The following is a 24,370-nucleotide window of genomic DNA, read 5'->3' on the forward strand; positions in this document are numbered from 1 at the left end:
CTAACAACCCGAAATCCCATGATGCTTCCTTAAGTTGAAACTCCTACATCATGGTCCATAAATATTGAGCCACAACAACTTGTTCGCGAGGCGGTGTATCGGACATACCGCGTCAAAGAGCTCGCCAACAAGTTGGCTCCTACAGGCACGGCTCCGACGTATCGATACAGGCAATCGCCTAAACCTGTCGGCTGCCTGTCTGACTCAACAATTCAATGGTTGTGATATCACCAGCCCGACGAAAATTTCACCATTTTTGTTATATCGTAACGCCCCTTATGTAACTGTGTTTCTGCATATTGCTCGAGCAGCGCCGCAGCGTAGAACAAGGCCGATGGCTAGAGCATTCAGTAGAGTTTGGGGTGTCGATGCGGGTTGATTTAGATGGTGAAGGTTTTGCGCTGGAGGGACTGCCACGGTTTCAGCGCGCCTCGATTCAGGCGCGACGTCTGGCAAGGCTGACGTACCTGATTGGTGGGCTGGGCGTGTTCGCGCTCATCGTGTCGTTGTTCGTCGATCTGTTCTCTCCCAACTCCCTGTGGACCGCGGTACTGACCAACTCGGCGGCAAGCTTTCTAGTGCTCGCGGCAGGATTGCAGTCGGCGCAGGTCGTCGCGCTATGGCGTGCAGAAGCCATTGCGCTGCCTGCGCCAGCCGAGGTGGACGTTGCAGACGCGCTGCCCGAAGACGAAAGCGGATGGTACGACCGCCTGCTGGCACGCATCGGCGGGCGAGGATCTTCAATGGTGGCGCTGATCGGCTTGCCGACGTTCTGGCTGGCCGGTTGGGCCCTGCTGTCGCTGATCAGTATCAAGCTGATCTGGAACACGTCGTTGCCAGGCACTGACCTGACTCAGGCGGGCAACATCGTCGGGGGTCTGTTGCTCCTGATGGCGTTCGGCTTGCTGGTGCTGGAGCGACAGTTGAGCAACGAGCCTGCGACCAACTGGCCTGAGGCGGATCAACTGGCGCAACTGACGCGGGTAGCCATCGGCAGCCTGTTGATTGGCGCATTGTGCTTGTTCTTCTCATCCTCCGAGCGGATATGGCCTGCACGTCTTGCCGTTTTGATCGGCCTGTTGACGGGTCTGGTAGCGCTGGAGCTGTTGATCCGCGCGATCTTGTCGGTGTTCAGCCCACGCAACGAGCGCGTCGAACCGCGCCTGATGGCCAGCAGTTTCATTGCCGGTCTGCTGCGCTGGCCGCCGCAGCCACTCATGGCGCTGCAACACGAACTCCATAACCGTTTCGGCATTGATCTGCGGCAGGTCTGGGCATTTACCTACATGCGCCGGGCCTTTCTGCCGGTGCTGGCGGTCATCGCCGCCTTGGGTTGGGTGCTGAGTGGCGTCCATGAAATCCCGATGCAGGGGCGCGGCATTTACGAGCGCTTCGGCAAGCCGGTTGAGGTACTCGGCCCAGGTTTGCACGCCGGTCTGCCGTGGCCCTTTGGCCGGATGCTGGCGGTGGAAAACGGCGTGGTTCACGAACTCGCCACCAGCGTGTCGGACGCCAGCGCCACCGAACAAGCGCTGGACCCGGCCGAAGGGCCGCCGCCGGCCGTCGCCAATCGCTTGTGGGACGCCAGCCACGTCAATGACAAGTCGCAAGTGATCGCCAGCAGCACCGGCGACAAGCAGAGCTTTCAGATCGTCAATATGGATGTGCGCTTTGTATATCGCATCGGCCTGACCGATGAAGCAGCGATGGCCGCGACCTACAACAGCGCTAACGTCGTCAGCCTGATTCGCAGCACTGCCAGCCGCATTCTGGTTCACGATTTCGCCTCGCGCACGCTGGATGAGCTGCTCGGTGAACAGCGCACCGATCTGGCGGCCGACATTGGCAATGCGGTGCAGCGCGACCTGAAAAAACTCGACAGCGGCGTGGAAATTCTAGCCACCGTGGTGGAATCGATTCACCCGCCCGCAGGCGCAGCCAACGCCTATCACGCAGTGCAGGCGGCGCAGATCAGCGCTCAAGCGTTGATATCCCGGGAGCGCGGCGCGGCTGCGGATCAGTCCAACGTGGCGCAGTTGCACGCCAGCATGGCCCACGACCAGGCGGCGGCCGATTCGCGGGAAGTGATGGCGACCGCGCAAGCGGCAGATTTGCGTTTCAGCGCCGAGCGTCAGGCATACGCCAAGGCCGGTCAGGCGTTTTTGCTGGAGCAATACCTGTCGCAACTCACCCAGGGCTTACAGCACGCCAAGTTGTTGGTTATCGATCATCGTTTGGGCGGCACCACACCGCCGACTATTGATCTGCGCACATTCACACTGCCGGCCGACCCAACGGCGCCCAGCAAAGCGGCTGAATAAGGAGTCGTCCCTTGAGTCTGTTTCATTCACACGATCACCATGACCATTCAGGTCACGACCACGGTCACGGCGGGCACCACCACGGCCATCATCACGGCGAAGCTTCCGCGCCAGTCGGTTTTCCGTGGCGGCGTACGGCGCTGGCGGTGGTGTTGATCGCTTTCGCCGTCGCTGCCGCGAGTCTGGTGCAGGTACGATCCGGTGAGGCCACGGTGGTGACGCGGTTCGGTAATCCGTCCCGGGTGTTGCTCGATCCGGGCTTGAGCTGGCGTTGGCCGGCGCCGTTCGAGGCGACCATTCCGGTCGACTTGCGCCTGCGCACCACCTCCAGCGGCCTGCAGGATGTCGGCACTCGCGATGGCCTGCGCATCATCGTCCAGGCGTATGTCGCCTGGCAGGTGCAGGGCGATCCGGACAACGTGAAGCGTTTCATGCGCGCCGTGCAAAACCAGCCGGACGAAGCCGCGCGGCAGATTCGAACCTTCGTCGGCTCAGCACTGGAGACCACCGCCGCCAGTTTCGATCTGTCGAGCCTGGTCAATACCGATGCCAGCCAGGTGCGGATCACCGATTTTGAAAACCAGCTGCGTCAGCAGATCGATCAGCAACTGCTCACGACCTACGGCGTACGCGTCCTGCAAGTGGGTGTTGAGCGTCTGACACTGCCTTCGGTAACGCTCAACGCCACAGTGGATCGCATGCGCGCCGAGCGTGAAACCATCGCCACCGAACGCACCGCCATCGGCAAGCGCGAAGCGGCGCAGATTCGCTCCGCTGCCGAGCGTGATGCGCGCATCGTCGAAGCCGATGCCACCGTCAAAGCGGCCGATATCGAAGCGCAGTCGCGGGTCGAGGCCGCGCAGATTTATGGCCGTGCCTACGCTGGTTCGCCGCAGCTCTACAACTTGCTGCGCTCGCTGGACACTCTCGGGACGGTCGTTGGCCCCACCACCAAGCTGATTCTGCGCACTGATGCGGCGCCGTTCCGCGTGCTGGTCGATGGCCCGCCGACCCTGGACGGCAAGCTTGGGACGCAACCATGAGCGAGCAAGATGCGCCAATCGCTGGCGGCTCACTGGCGGGCGAGCGACCGGTCAGCAACAGCCCGTGGTTGCAGGCCAGCCGTTTGGCCTTTATCGGGCTTTACGCGGTCACGGTGCTAGCGGCGTTGGGCTGGGCGTTCTCGAACGTGCGGCAGATCGATCCGCAAAACCGCGCCGTGGTGTTTCACATGGGCGCACTGGACCGGGTGCAGAACGCCGGGTTGCTGATGGCTTGGCCGCAACCGTTTGAACAAGTGGTGTTGCTACCCTCAGCGGATCGGGTGATTGAGCGCCACGTCGAAACGTTGTTGCGTTCTCCGACGGCGCTGGCTGCCGACAAAGTCGCAAGCTTCGCCACACCGATGAGTGATGCGCTGGCGGGTTCGGGTTTTCTCCTGACCGGAGATGCCGGTGTCGTACAGCTGGATGTGACGGTGTACTACAAAGTCACCGACCCACGCGCCTACGTGCTGCAAGGCGAGCATGTGCTGCCGGCGCTGGATCGTTTGGTCACTCGCAGCGCCGTCGCCCTCACGGCAGCCCGGGATCTGGACACTATTCTGGTGGCGCGCCCCGAGCTGGTGGGCGCGGACAGTCAGTCTGCAGAGCGACGTGAGCGCCTTCGCGGCGATCTGGTGCAGGGTATCAATCAGCGTCTGAAGGAGCTGACGGCGACCGGTGCAGGCGTCGGCATTGAGGTGGCGCGGGTGGACGTGCAATCGAGTCTGCCTACCGCCGCAGTCAACGCGTTCAACGCTGTATTGACGGCGAGTCAGCAGGCCGATCAAGCGGTAGCCAATGCGCGAACCGACGCAGAAAAACTCAATCAGACCGCCAATCAACAGGCCGACCGCACGGTGCAGGTCGCCCATGCCCAGGCATCCGAAAGGCTGGCCAAGGCGCAAACCGATACAGCGACAGTCACCGGCCTTGCGCAGTCGACACAAGACCAGAGTGACCCCGGTTTGCTGCAGCGGATCTACCGCGAGCGTGTGCCGAAAATACTCGGTCAGGCGGGCTCGGTGACCACTGTCAATCCTAAAGACGACTCACGCCTGATTATTCAGGGAGCAGATAAATGAGTGGCGAATCCGTTCACACCCATGCCGAACCCGCGACGCCGGGGAGCATGCTCACCCGCTCCGAACAGCGCAGCGCGGCGCAGCAACTGACCCTGGCGATGCTCGCCCTCGGCTTGCTGGCGTTGGGGCTGGTCTGGCGCTTTTTTGCTCCTGAGCAGGTGGGCGTCAGCCAGTTGCTGTTGGGGGCCGCGTCGTTGCTGGTGGCGATTCCGGTGGTCAGCGCCGGTTGGCACAGCCTGCGTTACCCGAGCCTGCACGGCATCACTGATCAATTGATCGCGCTGGCCATGTTGGGCGCTTGGGCGACTGGCGATCTGATGACCGCTGCGCTGCTGCCGATCATCATGATCTTCGGCCATGTGCTGGAAGAGCGCAGCGTGATCGGTTCCCAAGAGGCGATTCAGGCGTTGGGCAAGCTCACGCGCAGCCACGCCCGCTTGCTCAGCGCTGACGGCACCATCCGCGAAGTGGATAACGGCACGTTGAAGGCGGGCGATCAGGTTGAGGTTCGCGCGGGTGATCGCGTGCCCGCTGATGGCAAGGTCATCTCCGGTCAAGCCAGCCTCGACACAGCGCCGATTACGGGTGAGTCGGTGCCGCTGGAAGCGAGGGCGGGTATGGAGGTGTTCGGCGGTGCGATCAATCTCGATGGCCTGCTAAGGATCAAAGTCACGCGCATTGGCAATGAGTCGACGCTGGGCAAAGTCATCGCGCTGATGCAAAACGCTGAACGTTCAAAGCCGCCGATCACTCGGTTGCTCGAGCGTTATGCCGGCAGCTACATGGTGCTGGTGTTGCTGATCGCGGCAGTGACGTGGTTCATCACCAATAACGCCCAGGCCATGCTGGCGGTGTTGGTGGCGGCCTGTCCTTGTGCGTTGGTGCTGTCGGCGCCTGCGACGGCCATTGCCGGGATTGCGGTCGCTGCGCGGCATGGGATTCTGATCCGCAGCTCGGCGTTTCTCGAGGAGCTGGCCGATCTGACATCGCTGGTTGTGGATAAAACCGGCACGCTGACCTTCGGCAGCTTGCGGCTGCAATCGATGCAGGCCGTGAACGGCGAATCGAAAAGCGTGCTGTCTTTGGCCGCCAGCCTTGGCGCGGCGAGCAGTCATCCGGTCAGTCGTGCATTGGCGCTGCTGGTGGAAAAAGACCAACTGTTGCCACTCCAGGACATCCGCGAGCGGCAGGGTCTGGGCGTCGTCGCGCAGACGTCCCACGGCGAAGCGGCACTGGGTCGACCGGAGTTGTTCGAACAATTAGGGATCGTGACTTCACCGGTTCCCATTCACGATGGACCGATTGCAGGGCTCGCGGTGGACGGGGTGTTTCTCGCCTGGCTGCTGCTGGCCGACAGTCTCAAGCCGGAAGCGCGCCAGGCGCTGGCCGAGTTGCGTGAACTGGGCATGGGTCGCCAGTTGTTGCTCACCGGTGACCGGCAAAGCGTGGCCGACAGCGTCGGCCATGAGGTCGGCATCAGCGATATCGAAGCGCAGGCCCTGCCCGAAGACAAACTCAACCGAGTCATGGGTGAAATCAAAAATGGTTTCCGGCCCATGGTGGTAGGCGATGGCATCAACGACTCGCTGGCGTTGAAGGCTGGCGTGGTAGGAGTTGCGATGGGCGCAGGCGGCGCGGACATTGCCTTGGCGTCAGCGGATATCGTGCTGATCGGCAGTGATCTGCGTCGACTGGGCACCTGCGTGCGCCTGAGCCGTCAGTGCCGACAAACGTTAAAGGTGAACGTGATCATCGGCTTGGGCTGGACGCTGGCGATTGTTGCACTCGCTGCATTTGGCGTGTTGGGCGCTGCCGGCGCGATGATCGCGGCCGTGCTGCACAATCTCAGCACTTTGCTGGTCCTGGGAAATGCAGGCCGTTTGCTGCGGTTTCATGAGCCAATTGCAAAATTTAATAATTCCCTTAAGCCTTGATTTTCCGGCGATTTGCCTGAAAGTGCCGGACTAGAGGCTGCGCCTAAGTATAAAAATTCGCTTGAGCTTTGAAGAACTCTGTTACAAATTATCCAAAGTCATGAAGAGGGTGCTCCATCGCAGGCATCAAATTGGCTCGAATCCTTGGGGCACAGGGCAGTACCCGGACGTTGATTCATGCAGTTTGCTCTTAAAGCCGATCGCCTGACGGCTCCGATACGGAACCGGTTTTGGACTACCCTTTTCTATGTTTCTGGATCAGGGGGTTTTCTCAATGCTCGCGAAATTACCACCGGCGTTACAGAATCTTCACCTACCGCTTCGGCTAAAACTTTGGGACGGCCATGAGCTGGATCTTGGGCCCACGCCCAAGGTCACTATTGTCGTCAAAGATCCCCTCTTGGTTTCCGGATTGACCCACCCAAGCCTGGGCTTGCTAGGCAGCGCGTTTGTCGAAGGACGTCTGGAGCTCGTGGGCTCGATCAGCGAAGTTGTGCGAGTCTGCGATCAATTGAGCAAGGCCTTGGGCGACGAGGAAGAAGAGGAACTCGTCGTGCGCACCGGGCACGACAAAGAGACCGACGCTGCGTCCATCTCCTACCATTACGACCTGTCCAACGCGTTTTATCAGCTCTGGCTCGACAAGGATATGGTCTACTCCTGCGCCTATTTCAAGACTGGCAACGAGACGCTTGAGCAGGCCCAGCAAGATAAATTCCATCACTTGTGTCGCAAGTTGCGGCTCCAGCCAGGCGAGTACTTGCTGGACGTCGGTTGCGGTTGGGGCGGGTTGGCTCGATTCGCGGCACGTGAATACGGCGTGAAAGTCTTCGGCATTACCTTGAGTCGCGAGCAGTTGGCGCTGGCTCAGGAGCGGGTGAAGGCTGAGGGGCTGGAAGATCAAATAGAGCTACAGCTGCTGGATTATCGTGACCTGCCGCAGGACGGTCGTTTCGACAAAGTTGTCAGCGTCGGTATGTTTGAGCACGTCGGCCATGCCAATCTGGATCTGTACGCCAAGTGCCTGTTTGGCGCGGTGAAGGAGGGCGGTCTGGTGATGAACCACGGCATCACCGCCAAACACACGGACGGTCGTCCAGTGGGCCGAGGCGCAGGGGATTTTATTGACCGTTACGTATTCCCCAACGGCGAGTTGCCGCATTTGTCGATGATCACTGCGCACATCAGCGAGGCCGGTCTTGAGGTGGTGGACGTGGAAAGCCTGCGGCTGCATTACGCCAAGACGCTGGATCACTGGAGCGCACGGCTGGAGGAAAAATTGGAGGTCGCGGCAGCGATAGTGCCTGAACAGGCATTGCGGATTTGGCGCTTATATCTGGCCGGGTGTGCTTACGCGTTCTCCCAAGGCTGGATCAATCTGCACCAGGTGTTGGCGGTTAAGCCGTTGGCGGATGGAGGCCATGATCTGCCGCTGACGCGGGAAGACATCTACCGCTGAAGGATGCAGCGCTGCCGCTCCCAAGGGTTGAACGCTCACCCCGTGGGAGCGGACCCACCGCGAAGACTTTCTGCCAGGCTACAAATCTTTATCGGATTCGCCGACCTCTTCGCGGACGGGTCCGCTCCCACATATACCTCGCCAGCTGCGGGATACTTACAAAATCGGCGAGATCAACCGCGCCACTCGCATCCCCAACTGCTGAAAATGGTGAGTCTCGCGGCTCTCTTCAATCGACAGCTCATGGGCCACGGCAAAGTCTGCGTTCAGCATTTCCTCAACCTGCCGCGCGAAGTCTTCGTCCACCGTCAGTAGCATCAATTCGAAGTTAAGCCGGAACGAGCGGTTGTCCATGTTGGCGCTGCCGATGGCGCTGATTTCGTTGTCCACCAGCACCACCTTCTGGTGCAGGAAACCCGGCTTGTAGCGAAAGATCCTCACCCCGGCGCGGACTGCTTCAAATGCAAACAGGCTGGATGCCGCATACACCACGTAGTGGTCAGGTCGCGACGGCAGCAGAATCCGCACGTCCACCCCGCGCAGGACGGCCAGATAAAGAGCGGCTGATACGGCTTCATCGGGGATGAAGTAAGGCGTGGTGATCCAGACTCGCTCGGTCGCCGCATGGATCGCTTCAACGAAGAACAGCGAGCAGGTTTCCTGCGGATCGGCTGGACCGCTCGCGAGCAGTTGACACAGCACGCCATCTTCCGGATACGACTCCGGCAATATCAGCGGCGGTAGTTCCCGTGTCGCCCAGAACCAGTCCTCTGCGAACGACTCTTGCAGGCACGCCACCACTGGCCCGACAACGGCTACGTGCGTATCGCGCCATGGCGCCAGAGGAGGCTTGAGCCCCAGGTATTCGTCGCCCACGTTGTGCCCGCCAACGAAGCCAATCTCTCCATCCACCACGACAATTTTTCGGTGATTCCTGAAGTTGATCTGAAACCGATTCAGCCAGCCACTGCGTGTCGCGAAGGCTTTGATTTGTACGCCGCCGGCACGCAGTTTCTCGATGTAGGCAGCGGGGAGGGCGTGGCTGCCGATTCGGTCATACAACACATGAATCGCAACTCCCGTGGCGGCCTTCTCCAGCAGCAACGTTTGCAGGCGTCGGCCGAGATCGTCGTCGTGGATGATGAAAAACTGCACGAGCACGGCCTGCTTGGCTTTGCTGATGGCATCGAAGATGGCGCCAAAGGTCGCATCGCCGTTGATCAGCAGTTTGACTTCGTTGTTCGCAAGGCATGGCATCCGCCCCAGTTTCGGCATCGCTCGCAACGACACGTAGGCAGGGGATTGCCGTGCAGCGACAGCCTCTTCAATCCAGGGCCGCCAGTTCAGACTGCCGATGGCGTCACGCATCTCGCGGTTGGCCTGACGCCGCGCCTTGATGTAGGCGTCGAATGAACTGCGGCCGAACACCAGGTAAGGAATCAGCGTGATGTAGGGGATAAAAATCAGCGGCATCGCCCAGGCGATAGAACCTTGAGCGGTGCGAACCGTCATCAAGGCGTGGATCGCGGCTATGATGCCGAGCAGGTGAGTGAAGCCGATAACGTAGCCAAAAAAATATGGGCTGTGGTAATCCATGCGAGAGCTTGCTCCAAGCCTTTTTGATGTCTAAACAGACCACAGTGGGCGGGGATTGTCGCTATTTTATTCGCGGTGCAACTGGTGTTGGTATTCGTCGTCTAAGCGTCATCTACGGGCCGCTGTCGTCGGCCCGTTTCAAAATGCTTTGGGCACAAAAGGAAAGAGATAAATGAAAAAGCGCTTCGTAGCGTTAATGGTCTGTTTGGCGGCGCCTTTCGCCCAGGCACAGGTGCTGCAACCTGGACTGTGGGAGCTGACCTCAAGCAACATGCTGGTGGACGGCCAACAGCTTCCTGATATGCAGGTCATGCTCAATCAGTTGCAGATGATGGCCCCGCAACAACGCGCAGCCATGGAGCAAATGCTGGAGAAACAAGGGGTTACGGTGGGTGGAAAGGGCGTGCGTATTTGTCTGACGCCAGAGCAGGTGAAAAGCGAACAGATTCCGTTGCAGGACCCCAAGTCTGGATGTACGCAGCAAGTCACCGATCGCAACGGTCCTAACTGGAAATTCAAATTCAGCTGCCCTCGTGCTCAAGGCACCGGCACCGCTCAATTCCTCAGTGATCGACAGTTCAACACCCACGTTGTCGGCTCGTTCAACGCTACGGGGCAGCAACAGAACGGAAGCATGGACACCAAGGCTGTCTGGCTTGGCCAGCAGTGCGGGACCGTCAAACCCCGTACCTGATTAATTGCTGTAACTCTCACGCCCCATTCATTGGGGCGTTTTGCTGTGTGGTGGAACGTTGAGCCGCGATTCGTGTTCCACGTGGAACATCCTGTTGTTTCATCTCGATTTTTTGCCCGCCAAGTCGCGCTTCACGTGCGTCGAATTTTTAACCAAACCCGCCGAAAGCTTCATGTTTGGCGCTGGATCGGCATGTTATACAGTAACTATCACTGCCCCCGTCCACGCGCCTAGCGCTCGCTTTTTCGGTACATGCCATGCATCGACGTCAAATGCTGCTCAATATGTTATTGGCCAGTGCCGCTTTCGCGCTGCCCTTCACTGCAAGCGCCACACAGATCCGCAACGCAAGGCTCTGGCGCTCGGATAACAAGCTGCGATTGGTGTTCGATTTGAGTGGCCCGGTGCAATACAGAACATTCACGCTGAGTGCCCCGGAGCGCATCATCGTCGACTTCAGCGGAGCGCGGCTTGAGGGTAATTTCAACCAGTTGGTGCTTGAGAACACCCCGATCAAATCGATTCGATCCGGCCACTTCGGGCAAGGCGACACCCGCATCGTGCTTGACCTGGCTTCTGCAGTTGAGCTCAACAGCTTTGTGCTCGGCCCGGAAGGCTCGCAAGGCAATCGCCTGGTGCTGGACTTGGGCGCAGACGTCCACCCTGCGCCGTTGCAACGGGCTGCCGCGCCGCTAGTAAAACCTGTGGCAGAGCTGGCCTCTGGCCGACGTGGCCCCAAGCGCGACATCATGGTGGTGGTTGATGCGGGTCATGGCGGCAAAGACCCTGGCGCCATCGGCTCCAAGGGTGAACGCGAGAAAGATGTCGTGCTCTCGATCGCACAGCTTTTGGCCAAGCGCTTGAAACGTGAGAAGGGCTTTGATGTGCGGCTGGTGCGCAACGATGACTTCTTCGTCCCGCTGCGTAAGCGAGTGGACATCGCCCACAAGTACAACGCCGACATGTTTATCTCGGTGCACGCCGATGCTGCGCCGCGTCTCACAGCGTCGGGCGCTTCGGTATTTGCCTTGTCCGAAGGCGGCGCCACCTCAGCCACCGCGCGTTACATGGCCCAGCGGGAGAACGGCGCGGACCTGATCGGCGCCACCAGCCTGCTCAATCTGAAGGATAAGGACCCCATGCTTGCGGGCGTGATCCTCGACATGTCGATGAGCGCCACCATCACCGCGAGCCTGCAACTGGGCAACACCATTCTCGGTAGCTTGCAGGGCATTACTGATTTGCACCAGAAGCGCGTCGAGCAGGCCGGATTTGCCGTGCTCAAGTCCCCGGATGTGCCGTCCATCCTGGTGGAAACCGGGTTTATCTCCAATGCCCGGGACAGCCAGCGTCTGGTGACTGCGCGCCATCAGCAGGCGGTAGCGGACGGGTTGTTTGAAGGTATGAAGCAGTACTTCGAGCGCAACCCGCCGGTGGGTTCGTATGTAGCCTGGCAGCAGGAAGAGGCGCGTGGGCAGGCGCAGGTCTGAACATGCCGGATGACCTGTAGGAGCCAAATTGCTGGCGGGACGATAAACCGTGCCGCATCAGATCGGACGCTTCGCGAACAAGTTCGCTCCTACAGACCCGACAGAAAGAGGTGGATGGTAAGTGTTGTTATACTATAACGTATGCAGAACTTGAACCTGCCACCTGATGAGACCTTCATGAACCGCCTTCCTGTCACCGTTCTCTCCGGATTTCTCGGGGCCGGCAAAAGCACGTTGCTCAATTACATACTGCGCAATCGGGAAAATCTGCGCGTTGCCGTCATTGTTAACGACATGAGCGAAATCAACATTGACGGCGGCGCTATACAACGCGACGTCAGTCTCAATCGCGCTGAAGAAAAACTCGTGGAAATGAGCAACGGCTGCATTTGCTGCACGCTGCGCGAAGACCTGCTCGAAGAAGTCGGCCAGCTGGCTAAGGACGGCCGATTTGATTACTTGCTGATCGAATCCACTGGCATCTCCGAGCCGCTGCCTGTGGCCGAGACCTTCACGTTTCGCGACGAAGACGGGCAGAGCCTGGCCGACGTCGCAAGGCTGGACACCATGGTCACAGTGGTCGACGGCATGAACTTCCTGCAGGACTATCAGGCGGCTGAAAGTTTGGCCAGCCGTGGTGAAACCCTGGGGGAAGACGATGAACGCTCGATCACCGACTTGCTGATCGAACAAGTCGAATTTGCCGACGTCATCCTCATCAGCAAAATTGATTTGATCAGCTCAAGCGAACGCATGGAGTTGATGGCCATCCTGCAGCGACTCAATGCTCAGGCCGAGATTATCCCGATGGTCATGGGTCAGGTCCCGCTTGCCAAAATCCTCGACACCGGACGCTTTGATTTCGAGCGCGCCTCTCAAGCGCCCGGCTGGCTCAAAGAACTGCGCGGCGAGCACACCTCGGAAACACACGCATACGGCATTGCGTCCACCGCCTACAGGGCGCGTAGGCCGTTTCACCCGCAGCGGTTCTTCGACTTCGTGAACCGAGACTGGGACAACGGCAAGCTGCTGCGCTCCAAAGGCTTTTTCTGGCTGGCGAGCAAGCATCAAGATGCCGGCAGTTGGTCTCAGGCAGGCGGTTTGATGCGCCACGGTTTCGCCGGTCGCTGGTGGCGTTTCGTGCCCAAGGCGCAATGGCCGCAGGATCAGGAGGACGCTCGGGCGATCATGCAGAACTGGACATCGCAGACCGGTGACTGCCGTCAGGAGTTGGTGTTTATCGGCCAGAACATGGACTTCGAAAGGCTGACTGCAGAACTGGATGATTGCCTGCTAACCGATACCGAGATGGTCCTTGGCAGCGAAGGCTGGCGCCTGCTGCCTGATCCTTTCGGCGACTGGCACGAAGCAGCGGCGTAATCGGCTGCCCGCGCAATCATCAGGGTTTCCAGACGCCCTTGCTCTGCTGTTCACAAAACGGCTTGAGAAACGCTGCGTCGCTGGCCACGCCGTAATAGTGAATGTTCTGGCGATAAGGCATATTGGCCACCAGCGCGTTACTGCACTGGCCAAAGGAGCCGGCCGGGCATTGTTCGGAAAAGGTGACATCGACGGTCTGATCCTTCAGTTGCGGCTGGCAGAAGCCGTCGTGGAACAGTTTAGGCGGGATGGTCAAGTTCTCCTGGCAGACCTTCACGTCGACCCGGTCTGACTGGCTGTGCACCAGACACGCCTCGGCGCGAACCTCGCTCGTCATCAGCGCCAATAGCATTAACGCCAGCCGCGTGGGCAGCCAGATTGCTCGCATCGATTACCTCCGTCTGCGCTCAGTGATGAGCGCGACTTTCAAGAATGGCCGCCATGCTGCAGAACATTCCCACTCATGTGATTGCCGGCCCGCTGGGTGCCGGCAAGACCAGTTTGATCAAGCATCTGCTGACACAGAAGCCGCCTAACGAACGCTGGGCGATTCTGATCAATGAGTTTGGTCAGATCGGCCTGGACGCAGCGCTGCTGACCACGGCTGCGGATGGTATCGCACTTGGCGAAGTCGCTGGAGGGTGCTTGTGTTGTGTAAACGGCGCGCCGTTTCAGATTGGATTGGGGCGTCTGCTGCGCAAAGCTCGCCCGGACCGGTTGTTCATCGAGCCATCGGGGTTGGGACATCCCGTGCAATTGATGGCGCGACTGAGAGACGCACCATGGTCGGGAGTCTTGGCGCTCCAGCCGAGTGTGATCGTGCTCGACGCCGTGGCGCTTGCAGCCGGGCGCCCGCTGCCGCCGAGTCAGCTGGATGCACTGCCCGACGCCGGTTTGTTGGTGATCAATAAGTCTGCGCAGTTAACGGCGCCGTTGCGCAAAGCTGTGGTCGATCTGCTGCTTGATAGGCCCAATTATTGGACCGAGCACGGTGAGCTGCCCCTCAACCGGCTACCCGGTATCGAAGTGCAGGCCAGCACGGCTGTGGATAACTTCGTACCTCCCAAGACATTGGCGCAGATGCCAGCAGTCTGGAGCGACCCACGAGTGCCGATTTGTTTGAGCCAGGGCCAGCCGGACGGCTGGAGCATTGGTTGGCGATGGCATCCCGGGCAGCGCCTTGATACAGCGAAGGTTGTTGATTGGCTGAGTGAACTGAACTGGCGCCGCGCCAAACTGGTCATCCACAGCGACAGGGGCTGGGTATCAGGCAATGCGCTGGAGGGTGCAACGATTGAATGGGCCGCTAGCGAATGGCGTGGCGATTCGCGTCTGGAACTCATCTTCGCAGGGCAGCAGGATCAGGTGATGCTGCAAGCAGGGCTAATGGCCTGCTTGCTGAACGATCACTAGCAGGTCACTGCTTCCACTTATTGTGCTCTTGGCGCCACTGATTCATTTCGATGATTTCAGCGGTTTTGGGCGGGGACTTGATCTCGAACGGGTACGGCGCCAGTTCGATCTGCGCGGTATGGGCACCGAACATGGTGATAGTCCCTGGGTGACGCTGCTCACCCGTTACCGTGAACTCGAAGTTGTACACGCGGGCCAGTCGCTTGCGGCCCTCGTTGTCACGCTTGAAGGTGATGCGGCGCAACGCCACGTTCCCATCCAGCAATTCGATGTCGAGCTTGGCGCAGTGCTGTTTCACACGCTCCAGCGCCCGCTCGCGCAGACCGTGGGAATGCCACAACCACGCAACGCCGGTCAGCAGAAGCATCAGGACGAATATGTTGCCCAAGGTCAGCATGAAAGGAAAACTCCAACAGAAGGCTTCCAGCTTAACTGCGTCAGGTGACTGTGAGCCATAGCACCTACGTTTAATTCTTATTGTTTTGATGCGGTGCTCTGTAGGAGCCAACGTGTTGGCGATCGCCTAATGCAGTGCCACTTGAATCGCCTCGCGAACAAGTTCGCTCCTACACAATAACCGACCCCAAAAAGTTGGACGATTCAGAAGTCGTCATTAGACCGGATCGGCCTTGATTTCCTGATAACGCTTTTCCAGTTCCTGACGAATCTGCCGGCGCTGCTGCGCTTGAACGAAACGGCGTTTATCGTCGGCTGTTATGGGGGTCAGGGGAGGAACGCCAGCAGGTTTGCGCTGGTCGTCCACTGCAACCATCGTGAAGAAGCAGCTGTTGGTGTGACGCACCGATCGCTCGCGGATGTTCTCGGTCACGACTTTGATGCCAATTTCCATCGAGGTATTGCCGGTGTAGTTGACCGATGCCAGGAAGGTCACCAGCTCACCGACATGAATCGGCTCACGGAAAATCACTTGGTCCACCGAAAGCGTGACGACATAGCGACCGGCGTAACGGCTCGCGCATGCGTAGGCGACTTCGTCGAGGTATTTAAGAAGGGTGCCACCGTGGACGTTGCCAGAGAAGTTGGCCATGTCCGGGGTCATCAATACAGTCATCGATAGCTGGGCGTTTCCGGGTTCCATAGCGTGCTCACGGTCAAGTCGGATCAAATAAGTGCACCTCAAAGGGGTGCTCGATTCAGAACGGGCAGAAAAACCAACTGTATCGGGACGCTGACGGACGGTTTGCCGTCACGCCTGCGTCTATCTGTTTCCATATATTGCACCGGCTTTATCGAGGAATGCGCGGTGTTAACCTGCGAAAACCCGTGGATCGGGTATTTCCTACGCCTCAATCAGACAATGCCTCGCCAATTTAGCGACCGTTCGCTCAACGAGTGTCGTCTGGTAGGACATCGTTTCCGACCACCCAAGGAGCCGCGCCCATGCATGCCATCAGCTTTATTCAGGATCTGGCGGTCATCATGCTGGTGGCGGGTGTAGTTACCGTTTTGTTCCATCGCCTGAAGCAACCCGTCGTATTGGGGTACATCGTGGCGGGCTTCATCATCGGCCCGCACACGCCGCCGGTAGGCCTGATTCACGATGAGGAGACCATCAAAACCCTGGCTGAACTGGGCGTGATTTTCCTGATGTTTTGTCTGGGGCTGGAGTTTAGCCTGCGCAAACTGTTCAAAGTCGGCGCGACGGCGTTCATTGCCGCCTTTCTGGAAATCACATTGATGATCTGGATTGGCTACGAAATCGGTCAATTTTTCGGCTGGAAAACCATGGACTCGTTGTTCCTCGGCGCGATCCTGGCGATTTCCTCCACCACCATCATCGTAAAAGCCCTCAATGACCTGAAGATGAAGAATCAGCGATTTGCCCAGCTGATCTTTGGTGTGCTCATCGTCGAGGACATATTGGGTATCGGCATCATCGCACTGCTTTCCGGCATCGCCGTCAGCGGCACGGTCAGCTCTGGCGAAGTGTTCTCCACCGTTGGCAAGCTTTCGCTGTTCATGATCGTCGCGCTGGTGATCGGGATATTGCTGGTGCCGCGCCTGCTGGCCTACGTCGCTACGTTTGAAAGCAACGAGATGCTGCTGATCACGGTGTTGGGCCTGTGCTTCGGTTTCTGTCTGTTGGTGGTCAAGCTTGAATACAGCATGGTGCTGGGCGCGTTTCTCATTGGCGCAATCATGGCCGAATCCAGACAACTGGTGAAAATCGAGCGGTTGATCGAGCCTATTCGCGACATGTTCAGCGCCATCTTCTTTGTTGCCATTGGCTTGATGATCGACCCGGCGATCCTGCTCGATTACGCCTGGCCAATTGCGGTCATCACGGTCGCGGTGGTGCTGGGCAAGATACTGTCCTGCGGGATTGGCGCCTTTATCGCAGGCAACGATGGCAAGACATCGCTGCGCGTCGGGATGGGTCTTTCGCAGATTGGCGAATTTTCTTTCATCATCGCGGCGCTCGGGATGACGTTGCAGGTGACCAGCGACTTCCTTTATCCAGTCGCCGTGGCTGTGTCGGCCATCACGACGTTGCTCACGCCGTATCTGATCCGTTCGGCCGATCCTCTGTCCCACAAGCTGGGCAGTATCATGCCGATGAGAGTCGCGCGCGTGTTCGGGATGTATGGGGAATGGCTGCGCAGCATTCAGCCGCAAGGGCAGGGCGCACTGCTGGCCGCGATGATCAGAAAGATTCTGCTGCAGGTCGGAATCAACCTGGCATTGGTGGTGGCGATCTTCTTCTGTGGCGCCTATTTCGCCGAGCGCATCGGCGAGTATCTGACTGATTGGATCAGTGAGGCAGGGCAGCAAAAGGCCTGGATCTGTGGCGCGGCGTTGTTACTGTCCTTGCCGTTCTTGATCGCGGCCTATCGCAAGCTCAAAGCGCTGTCGATGCTGCTGGCGGAGATGGGCGTCAAGCCGGAAATGGCCGGGCGCCATACCGAACGCGTACGCCGAGTGATCGCCGAAGTAATTCCGCTGCTGTCGCTGTTGGTGATTTTCCTGCTATTGGCCGCGCTGTCAGCGAGCATCCTGCCGACCAGTGAGCTGCTGATACTGATCGTGTTGGTCGCTGCAGTCGTGGCGGCCGTACTGTGGCGCTGGTTCATCCGCGTACACACGCGCATGCAAATTGCCCTGCTGGAAACGCTGGGCAATCATCAGGAGCCTTCGGAGCACTAAGTCTTCAGGCTGCCGTGATGGATTGCGGCGGTCTCAGCTTTCCAGCCAGACGTCACGCGCCCAGTGCCAGACAGATTCCCAGCTTTCTTCGGTGACGAGTTCTTCTTCGCCGGACCAAAGCACCACCGTGCCGTCTTCCTCAACGCAGTAGTAGTCTTCGCCGTCCTGACAGATCGGAATCAGCTCACGCGGTACGCCGATATCCCAAGCGCTGGCGGCAACTTCCGGCATATACGTGTGGGAGCCGGGGTCGGTGACGGTCACAGGTTCGAGACTGCCGTAAACGACATCGCTGACAGTCAGCAAGAATTCCTTGAACACGAAAGGAATGTTGATGAACAGCTGTTCTTCGATCTCGACCAGTTGATCCTCATCTGGCAGTTCCAGAGGGACAGGGACCGGCTCGTTTGCTTCACGGAGTTGCTCGATGACTTCTTCCACGACGTGGATCCTCTAACGGTTTGCGCGGTTTATACAGTAGCTGAAAGGCGTTGGCAGATTAAATGTTGCGCGTATAAAAAACAAAAACCCCGGACAAGTCCGGGGTTTCGTTTGCAGCTAAGGTGACGCGGTTCAGCCGTTCTGGCGGATACCGGCGACCAGCCAAGGCTGGTTGTCGCCAGGTGCGCGTTCCATGTTCCAGCTTTCACTGAACACTTCGCCCTGGTCGAAGCGCGAGGTCTTCGAGGTACCGGAGAAGGTCAGGGTCGCGATGGTCTTTTCAGCACGGTCATCAACGCCGTCCAACTGCACGGTCAGGTTGTCGATGTACGTGGACTGGAAGCCATCACCCAGGTCAGCGCGTTCTTTTTTCAGGAACTGCAGCATTTGCGGGGTCACGAACTCGGCGATCTTGTCCATTTCGTTCGCGTCCCAGTGCTGTTGCAGCGACTGGAAGTGCGAGCGAGCGGCTTCGAGGAAGCGTTCTTCGTTGAACCAGGCAGGTGCCTGAATCACCGGACGGGCGGAGGCTGCGGCCGAACCACCGAACATCGAGTTGTTCTGAACAGGTTTCTGTTCAAAGACTTCGCGCTGATACGGTGCGCCAGCAGGAGCAACCTGCGGCTGCTGTTTACGGCGACGTGCGGCGATGAATCGGAAGATCAGGAAAGCGATGACAGCCATGATGAGGATGTCAAAGAACTGCATGCCCTGGAAGCCGCCGCCCATGAACATCGAGGCTAGCAGGCCGCCTGCTGCGATACCGGCCAATGGGCCGAGCCAGCGAGAAGCGCCGCCTGCGGCAGCGGCTGGAGCGCCGGCAGCATTAGGTGCAGCAGAAGGAGTGGAAGGGGCAGTTTGACGCGCCTGGTGGCTTGGCGCGGAGCCCATGCTCTTGCCACCACCGAAACGCGCGGCGTTGGCTTCGATGCTCATGGTGAGCCCGATGACCAGCGCCAAAGCGATGCTTAGAAAACGTTGCATATGGGGATTCCCGTTTGTGGATTGCACGCGCGCCATGTTGCACAGCACTCAGGCATCTGGCTAGCAGCCAAGTGTTTCCGGCTTTTGCGTGATCTTTCAGAATGCCTGTCCTACTTGGGCTGTAAGCAGGCGGAGAAAGTTCTGTAGGAAAGATGGGGGTGGCAGGGTGGGAATACAACCCACGAGACGCGCTTGACTCTGTAGGAGCGAACTTGTTCGCGAGACGTCTTGCCTGATTCAGCGCATAAATCGTCTCGCCAACAAGTTCGCTCCTACAGAACAGTAGAGAATTCCGGTCTTAAAGCGGCTCCAGCTTCGCATACCCGAGCATCAGCCACTTGCTGCCCTCTTCGAAATTCACCTGCACCCGTGCCTGTGCGCCGGAGCCTTCGAAATTGAGGATCACACCTTCGCCGAATATTGAGTGACCAACGCGCTGACCCAGAGAGAACTGGCTTTCCGGAATCCCTTCGCCATCGAACAGTCGGCTTGGCGCCATAGTCTTCGAGCCACCGAAAGGGCGCGTGACGCTGTTGGAGAGACGCACTTCCTGAATCAGATTGGCCGGCACTTCACGTACGAAGCGCGACACCTTGTTATACGTCTCGCTGCCATATAAACGACGCGTCTCAGCGTAAGTCAGGACCAAGTGCTGCATCGCACGGGTGATGCCGACATAAGCCAGACGGCGTTCCTCCTCAAGACGGCCCGGCTCTTCCAGACTCATTTTGTGAGGGAACAGGCCTTCTTCCATGCCAACCAGAAACACGTACGGGAATTCCAGACCCTTGGCGCTGTGCAGAGTCATCAGTTGAATGCTGTCTTCATGCTCATCCGCTTGGGCGTCGCCTGCTTCCAGCGATGCATGACCCAGGAATGCCGCCAACGGCGTCAGATCTGCCTCTTCATCGCTGACTTCGAAAGCGCGCGCTGCGCTCACCAGTTCCTCAAGGTTTTCTACCCGGGCCTGGCCCTTCTCGCCCTTCTCTTCCTGGTGATACGTGATCAGTCCCGACTGCTCGATAACGGTTTGCGTCATCAGGTGCAGCGGCATTTCCATGACCTTGGCAGCCAGACTCTCGATTAGCTCGACGAAGCCATTCAGCGCGCCAGCAGCCCGACCTGTCAGGCCTTTGTTAGCGATGAGCAGGCGCATGGCTTCCCACATCGACACGTCAGCATGACGGGCGTGGGCACGAATCGCTTCAATGGTCTTCTCGCCGATGCCGCGTGGCGGCACGTTGATGACGCGTTCCAGCGCGGAGTCATTGCCGCGACCTTCCAGGACGCGCATGTAGGCCATGGCGTTTTTGATTTCCGCACGCTCGAAGAATCGCTGACCGCCGTAAATGCGATAGGGAATACGCTCGCGCAGCAAGGCCTCTTCAAGCACTCGCGACTGGGCGTTGGAACGATACAAGATGGCAATGTCGCTGCGTGCAAGGCCGGTCTTGATCGCGCTTTCGATGGTTTCGACCACGTAGCGCGCTTCGTCGTGTTCGTTGAAGGCGGCGTAGAGGCTGATCAGCTCGCCATCGCCGACATCTGTCCACAGCTCTTTGCCCAAACGGCCGCTGTTGTTGACGATCAGGCCGTTGGCGGCTTTGAGGATGCTCGCGGTAGAGCGGTAGTTCTGCTCGAGGCGAATGGTTTCGGTGTCTGGGAAGTCATCGGAATACTGATGAATGTTCTCGATCTTCGCGCCGCGCCAGCCGTAAATCGACTGATCGTCATCGCCGACGACCATCAAGCTGTCGCCGCCTTGGGCCAGTAGACGCAGCCATGCGTATTGCACGGCGTTGGTGTCCTGGAATTCGTCCACCAAGACATGCCTGAAGCGCCGCTGGTAATGGGCGAGCAGGCCTGGATTGTCCCGCCACAGGTCCAGCGCGCGCAGCAGCAGTTCGGAGAAGTCGATGACGCCAGCGCGCAGGCATGCTGCCTCATAGGCTTCGTAAATCGACTTCATGGTGGTCAGGAACAGATCACCGCTGGCCTGGATGTGCTTGGGCCGCAGGCCTTCGTCTTTCTGACCGTTGATGAACCATTGCGCCTGACGCGCCGGCCAGGCTTTCTCGTCCAGACCCAGCTCGCGGATAACGCGCTTGACCACACGCTGCTGGTCGTCGCTGTCGAGAATCTGAAAGCTCTGGCTCAGCCCCGCTTCCTGCCAATGCGCCCGAAGCAGGCGGTGAGCCAGGCCGTGGAAGGTGCCGACCCACATGCCGGCCGGGCTGATCCCCATCAGCTGCTCGATGCGATGGCGCATCTCGGCTGCTGCCTTGTTGGTGAACGTCACCGACAGGATGGAGTGCGGTGAGGCATTTTCGACCTGGATCAACCAGGCGATACGATGCACAAGTACACGGGTTTTGCCGGAGCCAGCGCCAGCGAGAACCAACTGACGACCCACGGAGGCAGCTACGGCCTGACGTTGGGCATCGTTGAGGGAATTAAGCAGAAGGGAGAGATCATCGCGCATCGGCGCATTCTAGGGTGTGGGGTGTTGGCGGGCAAACTCTAACGCTGGATGGTGTCGCGGGCGAGCGCGTTCCTGCACTGCGCTATGATCAATCCTGCAAGCTCAACTGGCCGTTTCGCTGGGCGCTTTGCAGGTCATGTAGTATAACTACAAAAAAGCTACATCCCGTCCCGCTCTTCTTAATGAGTCCTGCCCCTTGAATCTGTTGCAGCACATCGCCCAGTCTCGCCATCTCTTACGCAAGTCGGAGCTCAAGGTTGCCGACCATGTGCTGCTCGACCCTGCCGCCGTGATGCACAGCTCCATGGCCGACCTTGCCCACAGCGTAGGGATTAGCGAGCCAACTATCGTGCGGTTTTGTCGCGCGATCGGTTGCACGGGTTTTCAGGATTTGAAGCTCAAACTGGCGCAGAGCCTGGCCGCAGGCGCAAGTTTTGGTCAGTTCGCGATCCACGAAGACGACTCTGTCGCTGATTACAGCCTGAAAATTTTCGACACTACGCTGCACACGCTGATAGAAGTTCGGGAAAAACTCGACCCTCACGCCTTGCAAGCCGCGGTAACCGTCATGGCAGCGGCGCACCGGGTTGAGTTCTACGGGTTCGGCGCATCGGGCGCAGTCGCGGCAGACGCGCAACACAAGTTTTTCCGGTTGCTGCTGACTGCGGCGTCCTATTCCGATCCGCACATGCAGGCCATGTCGGCGGTCACGCTCAAACCCACAGACGTCGCGGTGTGTATTTCACAGTCCGGACGCTCCAAGGATTTGCTGATCACGGCCAATCTGGTCCGTGAGAGCGGCGCCAATCTCATAACGTTGTGCCCAAGCCAGACACCGCTTGCCGAGCTGTCGACGGTCAATCTGGCGATCGATGTGCACGAAGACACCGAAATTTACACGCCGCTGACTTCGCGTATCGCGCACTTGGTGGTCATTGATGTATTGGCAATGGGCGTTGCCATGGCGCGCGGCCCGAGCCTCGTCAACCACCTTAAAAGCGTCAAGCGCAGTCTTCGCAGCCTCAGGTTGTCCCCCAAGTCGATCAAGTCTCACGAGGACTGAGCCTTAAACTTCCACGACGGTTTTAAATGTCAGTGGTGGAGCCGTAAATAAAAACGCCAGCCAGATAACAATCTGGCTGGCGTTTTTTTATCGGTGATTAGCCGATGTATCAGTCTACAACTTCTACATCGCTAATTGTGACGAGCTCTTTGCCATCATGTGAAATAACAACGTGAGTGGTGTCGACGTGGCCCTGAAGCGCCAGCGTAACCGGCTTCTCAGTCAGTACAGTAAGGCCTGCGGCCCCTTCTTTCAGAGTCAGTTCCAGCCTAATACCCATCGAACGGTCCTGAACAGGCGCCATTGCCAGGCAGGCTTCGGTTGCGCTGTTGCCCACAATAACTGTTCCGGAAACTGTGAAAGTCGGACCTTGCAACGATGGCATTTTGTTGATGCGAGCAGTCCAGTTTTTGGTGTCAATAACATTCATTTTGTAGCTCCTTGATTAATATAGTTGTTTTGCTTCCTGCCCAGTGACTATATGCGAAGACTCAAAATTGAACACCGTGGATATGTTTCGTTTTGCTAACACCGTTATCGCGGGCATCTCAATTCACCAACTTGTCACGCTTTTGCCGTTTGATCGTCACGCCATCCGAGCACTCTGTACTCCCGCACACGCAATGGGAGACAGGATATGCCTCGGCACTACGATGACTCGCAGCAACACAACAACTCCAGCGTCAAAACCCGTCGCCAGCACGAAGACCAGCGTCGCATGGCGTTCAGGCGTGCAATCGAAACCTACTCCGAGGAACGCCGATTGAATCAGGAGCTTTCTGATTACCTCGATGCCGCGTCCGGCCATCTCTGGCAGACAACTACGGCGTCAGACGACGGCCGTCGAACCGCGCAACTATCTCACTGATCTGCGCACGTTCGGTGCGGATGAACGCGAGAAACGCATGAGCCACGGGCGACAGTCGCTTGTCCCTTCCCTGCACCACGCACCAGCTTCGATACAGCGGCAACTCGGCCACCGGCAGTTCCACCAATGCGCCGGTGGCAAGTTCCAGGCTCAGCGCATGACGCGTCAACAACGCAACGCCCAATCCCGCCACCACACATTCGCGCTGCGCTTCAGCTGAAGACACTTCCAGCGTGTGCTCGAAGTGGATGCGCTTCTCTTTGTAATACTCCTCGCACGCCTTGCGCGTCCCCGACCCTGGCTCCCGGATCACCAAGGTGTAGGGCTCCAAGTCTTTGAGCGCCGGTTTTACCAGCTGACACAGCGGATGATCGGGCCTCGCGACCGCCACGATCGGGTTATTAAGGAACGGCAAAAATTCTAGCCCCATGTCTTGCGGCACCATCGACATCACCACCAGATCATCTCTGTTATCCGAAAGCCGCCGGATCACTTGTGCACGATTCACGACCGTCAGGTTCAGCATGACTTCGGGGTATTGCCGCTTGAACGCCGCAAACAGGTGAGGCACGAAATACTTGGCGCTGGACTCGATGGCTAGCTTCAACTGTCCCTGCAATGAACCCTGCATGTCTGACAGCTGCATATCCAGGCTTTCCAATCGCCCGAAAATGTCTCGGCTCGCCAGCTGCAGCGCCTCAGCGGCCTCAGTCATGTAAAGCTTTTTGCCGACGTATTCAAAAAGGGGCTGCCCGACGAGCTCTTCCAACTGGCGCATTTGCAGACTGATGGCTGGTTGAGTGAGTGACATTTCTTCAGCTGCGCGGCTGTAGGAACGTAAGTCGCACACCTCGTTGAAAATCCGCAGCTGTCGCAATGTCATGCGCATCAATGATTTACGCATATTTTTCATCTCCTGGAAGCGTTATGCATACGACTATAAGGTTTTACTTAT

Annotated in this window: 21 protein-coding genes; 12 read left to right on the forward strand and 9 right to left on the reverse strand. The window is 58.5% G+C overall.

All coding sequences use genetic code 11. The features are described from left to right. The first annotated feature begins 368 nt into the window (after nt 1-368). From hflK (ACWKWM_RS00005) to cfaB, 5 genes are all read left to right on the forward strand, one after another. A complete protein-coding gene (gene hflK / locus ACWKWM_RS00005) occupies nt 369-2,321 on the forward strand; it encodes a protease modulator HflK (protein WP_483844164.1) in 1,953 nt (650 codons plus the stop codon). 11 nt (nt 2,322-2,332) lie between these two features. Continuing rightward, nucleotides 2,333-3,364 carry a protease modulator HflC gene (gene hflC / locus ACWKWM_RS00010; protein WP_483844165.1) on the forward strand — a complete coding sequence of 344 codons (1,032 nt, stop codon included), beginning with the start codon at nt 2,333-2,335 and terminating at the stop codon, nt 3,362-3,364. Then, nucleotides 3,361-4,446, forward strand: a complete 1,086-nt coding sequence (gene hflK, locus ACWKWM_RS00015) for a protease modulator HflK (protein ID WP_483844166.1) — start codon at nt 3,361-3,363, stop codon at nt 4,444-4,446. The genes hflC and hflK (ACWKWM_RS00015) overlap by 4 nt, the downstream gene beginning before the upstream one ends. After that, entirely contained in the window at nt 4,443-6,380 is a 1,938-nt protein-coding gene (locus tag ACWKWM_RS00020; protein WP_483844167.1) for a cation-translocating P-type ATPase, read from the forward strand. The genes hflK (ACWKWM_RS00015) and ACWKWM_RS00020 overlap by 4 nt, the downstream gene beginning before the upstream one ends. Nucleotides 6,381-6,654: 274 nt before the next feature. After that, the gene (cfaB, locus tag ACWKWM_RS00025; RefSeq protein ID WP_483844168.1) at nt 6,655-7,839 is read left to right on the forward strand and encodes a C17 cyclopropane fatty acid synthase CfaB; all 1,185 of its coding nucleotides are present in this window, start codon (nt 6,655-6,657) and stop codon (nt 7,837-7,839) included. Between the two features lie 156 nt (nt 7,840-7,995). On the opposite strand, the gene cls is transcribed toward cfaB, so the two are convergent. Next, nucleotides 7,996-9,435 (reverse strand): cardiolipin synthase, encoded by a 1,440-nt coding sequence (gene cls / locus ACWKWM_RS00030; protein ID WP_483844169.1) that lies wholly within the window; start codon nt 9,433-9,435, stop codon nt 7,996-7,998. Nucleotides 9,436-9,607: 172 nt separating this feature from the next. On the opposite strand from cls, the gene ACWKWM_RS00035 reads away from it, so the two are divergent. The 3 genes from ACWKWM_RS00035 to zigA all read left to right on the forward strand — a co-directional run bounded on the left by ACWKWM_RS00035 (nt 9,608) and on the right by zigA (nt 12,999). Further along, nucleotides 9,608-10,129, forward strand: a complete 522-nt coding sequence (locus tag ACWKWM_RS00035) for a DUF3617 domain-containing protein (protein WP_483835229.1) — start codon at nt 9,608-9,610, stop codon at nt 10,127-10,129. Nucleotides 10,130-10,386: 257 nt separating this feature from the next. Then, on the forward strand, nt 10,387-11,619 hold the full coding sequence (locus tag ACWKWM_RS00040) for an N-acetylmuramoyl-L-alanine amidase (RefSeq protein WP_483844170.1): 1,233 nt from the start codon (nt 10,387-10,389) through the stop codon (nt 11,617-11,619). A 177-nt stretch (nt 11,620-11,796) separates the two neighbouring features. Next, complete coding sequence (gene zigA / locus ACWKWM_RS00045; protein WP_483844171.1) at nt 11,797-12,999, forward strand: zinc metallochaperone GTPase ZigA; 1,203 nt, start codon at nt 11,797-11,799, stop codon at nt 12,997-12,999. A 19-nt stretch (nt 13,000-13,018) separates the two neighbouring features. On the opposite strand, the gene ACWKWM_RS00050 is transcribed toward zigA, so the two are convergent. Next, a complete protein-coding gene (locus tag ACWKWM_RS00050; protein ID WP_483844172.1) occupies nt 13,019-13,387 on the reverse strand; it encodes an NADH:ubiquinone oxidoreductase in 369 nt (122 codons plus the stop codon). Between the two features lie 53 nt (nt 13,388-13,440). Here ACWKWM_RS00050 and ACWKWM_RS00055 point away from each other — a divergent pair, with 53 nt between their 5' ends. Further along, complete coding sequence (locus ACWKWM_RS00055; RefSeq protein WP_483844173.1) at nt 13,441-14,412, forward strand: CobW family GTP-binding protein; 972 nt, start codon at nt 13,441-13,443, stop codon at nt 14,410-14,412. Nucleotides 14,413-14,416: 4 nt separating this feature from the next. Here ACWKWM_RS00055 and ACWKWM_RS00060 read toward each other — a convergent pair whose 3' ends face one another. Together ACWKWM_RS00060 and ACWKWM_RS00065 are read right to left on the reverse strand one after the other, a co-directional pair. Further along, the gene (locus tag ACWKWM_RS00060) at nt 14,417-14,809 is read right to left on the reverse strand and encodes a DUF3301 domain-containing protein (protein WP_483844174.1); all 393 of its coding nucleotides are present in this window, start codon (nt 14,807-14,809) and stop codon (nt 14,417-14,419) included. Nucleotides 14,810-15,025: 216 nt separating this feature from the next. Then, nucleotides 15,026-15,511: an acyl-CoA thioesterase gene (locus ACWKWM_RS00065; protein WP_483844175.1), complete on the reverse strand. Its 486-nt coding sequence runs from the start codon at nt 15,509-15,511 to the stop codon at nt 15,026-15,028. Nucleotides 15,512-15,813: 302 nt separating this feature from the next. Between ACWKWM_RS00065 and ACWKWM_RS00070 the strand changes: the two genes are divergently transcribed. Beyond that, on the forward strand, nt 15,814-17,577 hold the full coding sequence (locus tag ACWKWM_RS00070; protein ID WP_483844176.1) for a cation:proton antiporter: 1,764 nt from the start codon (nt 15,814-15,816) through the stop codon (nt 17,575-17,577). Between the two features lie 33 nt (nt 17,578-17,610). Here the strand turns inward: ACWKWM_RS00070 and ACWKWM_RS00075 are convergent, their stop codons facing one another. The 3 genes from ACWKWM_RS00075 to uvrD all read right to left on the reverse strand — a co-directional run bounded on the left by ACWKWM_RS00075 (nt 17,611) and on the right by uvrD (nt 21,484). Further along, a complete protein-coding gene (locus ACWKWM_RS00075; protein WP_349800999.1) occupies nt 17,611-18,018 on the reverse strand; it encodes an SMI1/KNR4 family protein in 408 nt (135 codons plus the stop codon). Nucleotides 18,019-18,150: 132 nt separating this feature from the next. Beyond that, nucleotides 18,151-19,002 (reverse strand): Tim44 domain-containing protein, encoded by an 852-nt coding sequence (locus tag ACWKWM_RS00080; RefSeq protein ID WP_483844177.1) that lies wholly within the window; start codon nt 19,000-19,002, stop codon nt 18,151-18,153. A 298-nt stretch (nt 19,003-19,300) separates the two neighbouring features. After that, nucleotides 19,301-21,484 (reverse strand): DNA helicase II, encoded by a 2,184-nt coding sequence (gene uvrD, locus ACWKWM_RS00085; RefSeq protein WP_483844178.1) that lies wholly within the window; start codon nt 21,482-21,484, stop codon nt 19,301-19,303. A 196-nt stretch (nt 21,485-21,680) separates the two neighbouring features. On the opposite strand from uvrD, the gene hexR reads away from it, so the two are divergent. Continuing rightward, nucleotides 21,681-22,547, forward strand: a complete 867-nt coding sequence (hexR, locus tag ACWKWM_RS00090; RefSeq protein WP_483844179.1) for a transcriptional regulator HexR — start codon at nt 21,681-21,683, stop codon at nt 22,545-22,547. Nucleotides 22,548-22,656: 109 nt separating this feature from the next. Here hexR and ACWKWM_RS00095 read toward each other — a convergent pair whose 3' ends face one another. Further along, on the reverse strand, nt 22,657-22,977 hold the full coding sequence (locus ACWKWM_RS00095; RefSeq protein WP_483844180.1) for a hypothetical protein: 321 nt from the start codon (nt 22,975-22,977) through the stop codon (nt 22,657-22,659). Nucleotides 22,978-23,184: 207 nt separating this feature from the next. On the opposite strand from ACWKWM_RS00095, the gene ACWKWM_RS00100 reads away from it, so the two are divergent. Then, nucleotides 23,185-23,415, forward strand: coding sequence for a PA3496 family putative envelope integrity protein (locus ACWKWM_RS00100; protein WP_483844181.1), 231 nt, complete (start codon nt 23,185-23,187; stop codon nt 23,413-23,415). Here ACWKWM_RS00100 and ACWKWM_RS00105 read toward each other — a convergent pair. After that, complete coding sequence (locus ACWKWM_RS00105) at nt 23,369-24,319, reverse strand: LysR family transcriptional regulator (RefSeq protein ID WP_483844182.1); 951 nt, start codon at nt 24,317-24,319, stop codon at nt 23,369-23,371. The two genes, ACWKWM_RS00100 and ACWKWM_RS00105, sit on opposite strands and share 47 nt — an antisense overlap. Nucleotides 24,320-24,370: the final 51 nt, after the last annotated feature.

It is taken from the genome of Pseudomonas rosaeacicularis (assembly GCF_057128745.1).

Coding starts and splice junctions, on each gene's coding strand:
- hflK (WP_483844164.1), top strand. CDS start 369: ATGCGGGTTGATTTAGATGGTGAAGGTTTTGCGCTGGAGGGACTGCCA.
- hflK (WP_483844166.1), top strand. CDS start 3,361: ATGAGCGAGCAAGATGCGCCAATCGCTGGCGGCTCACTGGCGGGCGAG.
- ACWKWM_RS00020 (WP_483844167.1), top strand. CDS start 4,443: ATGAGTGGCGAATCCGTTCACACCCATGCCGAACCCGCGACGCCGGGG.
- cfaB (WP_483844168.1), top strand. CDS start 6,655: ATGCTCGCGAAATTACCACCGGCGTTACAGAATCTTCACCTACCGCTT.
- cls (WP_483844169.1), bottom strand. CDS start 9,435: ATGGATTACCACAGCCCATATTTTTTTGGCTACGTTATCGGCTTCACT.
- ACWKWM_RS00035 (WP_483835229.1), top strand. CDS start 9,608: ATGAAAAAGCGCTTCGTAGCGTTAATGGTCTGTTTGGCGGCGCCTTTC.
- ACWKWM_RS00040 (WP_483844170.1), top strand. CDS start 10,387: ATGCATCGACGTCAAATGCTGCTCAATATGTTATTGGCCAGTGCCGCT.
- zigA (WP_483844171.1), top strand. CDS start 11,797: ATGAACCGCCTTCCTGTCACCGTTCTCTCCGGATTTCTCGGGGCCGGC.
- ACWKWM_RS00050 (WP_483844172.1), bottom strand. CDS start 13,387: ATGCGAGCAATCTGGCTGCCCACGCGGCTGGCGTTAATGCTATTGGCG.
- ACWKWM_RS00055 (WP_483844173.1), top strand. CDS start 13,441: ATGCTGCAGAACATTCCCACTCATGTGATTGCCGGCCCGCTGGGTGCC.
- ACWKWM_RS00060 (WP_483844174.1), bottom strand. CDS start 14,809: ATGCTGACCTTGGGCAACATATTCGTCCTGATGCTTCTGCTGACCGGC.
- ACWKWM_RS00065 (WP_483844175.1), bottom strand. CDS start 15,511: ATGGAACCCGGAAACGCCCAGCTATCGATGACTGTATTGATGACCCCG.
- ACWKWM_RS00070 (WP_483844176.1), top strand. CDS start 15,814: ATGCATGCCATCAGCTTTATTCAGGATCTGGCGGTCATCATGCTGGTG.
- ACWKWM_RS00080 (WP_483844177.1), bottom strand. CDS start 19,002: ATGCAACGTTTTCTAAGCATCGCTTTGGCGCTGGTCATCGGGCTCACC.
- uvrD (WP_483844178.1), bottom strand. CDS start 21,484: ATGCGCGATGATCTCTCCCTTCTGCTTAATTCCCTCAACGATGCCCAA.
- ACWKWM_RS00095 (WP_483844180.1), bottom strand. CDS start 22,977: ATGAATGTTATTGACACCAAAAACTGGACTGCTCGCATCAACAAAATG.
- ACWKWM_RS00100 (WP_483844181.1), top strand. CDS start 23,185: ATGCCTCGGCACTACGATGACTCGCAGCAACACAACAACTCCAGCGTC.
- ACWKWM_RS00105 (WP_483844182.1), bottom strand. CDS start 24,319: ATGCGTAAATCATTGATGCGCATGACATTGCGACAGCTGCGGATTTTC.